At 72.6% G+C, this 2,218-nt stretch carries 2 protein-coding genes and 1 pseudogene; 1 reads left to right on the forward strand and 2 read right to left on the reverse strand.

Annotated features, from left to right (window positions below; all coding sequences use genetic code 11):
- Nucleotides 1–362 (forward strand): annotated as a pseudogene (locus tag ACFT9I_RS40130) (hypothetical protein); the annotation flags it as partial.
- Between the two features lie 19 nt (nt 363–381).
- Here the strand turns inward: ACFT9I_RS40130 and ACFT9I_RS40135 are convergent.
- Together ACFT9I_RS40135 and ACFT9I_RS40140 are read right to left on the reverse strand one after the other, a co-directional pair.
- Nucleotides 382–810, reverse strand: a complete 429-nt coding sequence (locus ACFT9I_RS40135; protein ID WP_382572839.1) for a MobC family plasmid mobilization relaxosome protein — start codon at nt 808–810, stop codon at nt 382–384.
- A gap of 209 nt (nt 811–1,019) precedes the next feature.
- Nucleotides 1,020–1,247 (reverse strand): hypothetical protein, encoded by a 228-nt coding sequence (locus ACFT9I_RS40140; RefSeq protein WP_375966255.1) that lies wholly within the window; start codon nt 1,245–1,247, stop codon nt 1,020–1,022.
- Nucleotides 1,248–2,218: the final 971 nt, after the last annotated feature.

Raw genomic sequence — 2,218 nt, forward strand, 5'->3', positions numbered from 1 at the left:
AAGGCTGGACGGCCGTCACCCGCAAGGGCCTCGACCTCGCAGCCACGGAGGCCGCCGAGGGCAAGGACGGCAACACCGACCCGGAAGCCGTCGCTGGCAGGGTCCGCGAGATCCTCGCCCTGGCCGACGTCGCCGACACGGCGGTAGTCCTGTCGGCCGCTCAGGTCGCCGAGGCGTGCACGAACATGCTCGACAACCTCGCCCGCCGCCGCGAGGAAGCAGCTGCACGCCGCCGCCGCGAGCACGAGGACCAGGAGCACGACGACGCCCCCGTCGACACCGCCGAACTCCAGGCCCGCCTGCGCCGCCGCACCACTCCCTCGCCCCGCCCTGCCGTGGAAGCGCCCGCCGTCACCCCTTGACCGCCTTCGGGCGGAGGGGTCAGAGGTCAGGCGGTTCGGGTTGGCGGCGCCGCATGTTCACGACGGTCGCCTCGTCGACCCGCCGCACGGCCTCGCCGACGCGCTGCAGAACGGCCTCCAGTTGCTCCTGGGTGACGTCGCCGCCGGCGTTCAGCGTCCGCGCGATCTGGTTCAGGTTCGTGCCGATCCGGGTCAGCCCGATCCGGGCGGCAAGCAGCTGGCGCAGCTCCTCGCGCCGGGTCCTCGGGACCGGCCACAGCGTGCTCATCGCCACGGACACGGCGACGTGCGCCGCGTAGCTGGAGGGGGTCAGCCGGGCGAGCTTCGCGGCGGCCTCGACGGCTGCCTTCTCGTCGTCACCGAGCCGGAGATTCAGGCGGTGCGGACGCGGCTCGTCGTTGCGCCGGGTACGCCGCCGCTGCTCCGGAAACACCCGCTGTGGCCGCACGAGATCCCCCTCCGAAACTCCCCCGGTCCGTGCTCGGACCGACCGCTGATCGTCCCCGATCAGCGCGCATACGGTAACCGTATGCACCAACTTGCTGCCGTCATCTACGGCCCGGAAGTCAGCAGCAGGTTGGGTCCGAAGAGTCCCCCGGGGGCGGAGCAAGTTATCGCGTGAGCATTGCTCCCGCGCCCGCCCGGGGGCCGAGCAAGTTATCCGTTTGGAGACTCCAGCGGTTCCCCGACCGAGGGCGTCGCGTCGATCCCCGGTCCGAGCGTCCGCCGGCCTTTTCGCGCGTGCACGTCCTGGTGCTCGACGTCCCCCAGGAGTGCGTCCGGCACCACTCGCTCGACGGGCAGCAGCCGCGGTGCGGCGTCCGTCGTCGTCGTGCTCCTGGTGGTGCTCGGGCCGGTGCCGAGACGGCGTCGCGCGGTGCTCATGACGGGGAGTCTCCCGCGCCGTGGTCGACCCCCTCGCGGCGGCTCCGGCCGTAATGCAAGAGGTGTGACCGGAAGCGCCGTGCCGTAGTGCATGAGCTGTGGCCGTAACGATCTTGTCGGCTTGGGCCTTCGGATCGGAATGCAAGGGTGTGGGCGATCCGTTCGAGGACCGTGCGGCGGGACGACGAGCAAAAGTGCCAGAGGTGCGACGACGTCGACGTGCTCCTGGTGCTCGTCGCGCGTGCGCGCGTTGGGCGGTCCCAAAAGTGCCAAAACCTTGGCCCCTGGAGTCCGGGCTCGTGCTCCTGGTGCTCGTCGGCGTACGTCATCTCGGAGACGTACGCCGTGGGTCGGTGCCGTCCTCGAGGAACGAGGCCGGGGTCATCCGCCGGCGCTTCCGGGCGAGCGGCCCGGGGGCGGCCGGGCAGCGGGGCGAAGACAGGAGCGGTCCGGCCGACGGCGGGCCGCGCGGCCCGCGTGCGGGCCGCCTTGATGGAGTAGAGAAACTCTTACCGCGCCCACCCGCCGCGCCATGAGACGTGCCGCGTACGGTCATGCGCCATGAAGCACGACACCCCCCGGGACCCCGACGGAGCGAAGCTCTGCGCCTGGTGCGGCTCCCCGATCCAGCAGAACGGCATCGGCCGGAGCAAGGACTACTGCCGCCGGAGCTGCCGCCAACGGGCGTACGAGGCGAGGAAGCAGCGGGAGGCCGTGGTCGCCGCCGTGGCGTCGGCCGTCGCACGCCGAGATTCGTCACGTGACGATTCCCGGAGCCCCGACGATTCGTCACGTGACGAAACGCGGCCACCGGCTCCGCCCCCCGCTCCGGACCCTCGGCCGGTGCCGCCGCCTCCTCGCCCGGCCGCGCCGCCGCCCCTGCCGCCCGGCCCCTCGCAGCGAAAGCGCCGGCGCCTTCTGCCTCCCCCACCGGGGCGGCCCCGCCCGGAGGCCCTGCCCCTCTTCGAGCC

It is taken from the genome of Streptomyces sp. NPDC057137 (genome assembly GCF_042670825.1).
In the GTDB taxonomy this organism is placed as follows: Bacteria; Actinomycetota; Actinomycetes; order Streptomycetales; family Streptomycetaceae; genus Streptomyces.

Bases quoted from the DNA above. Each gene is read 5' to 3' on its own strand.
- ACFT9I_RS40140 (WP_375966255.1), bottom strand. From the start codon at position 1,247: ATGAGCACCGCGCGACGCCGTCTCGGCACCGGCCCGAGCACCACCAGG.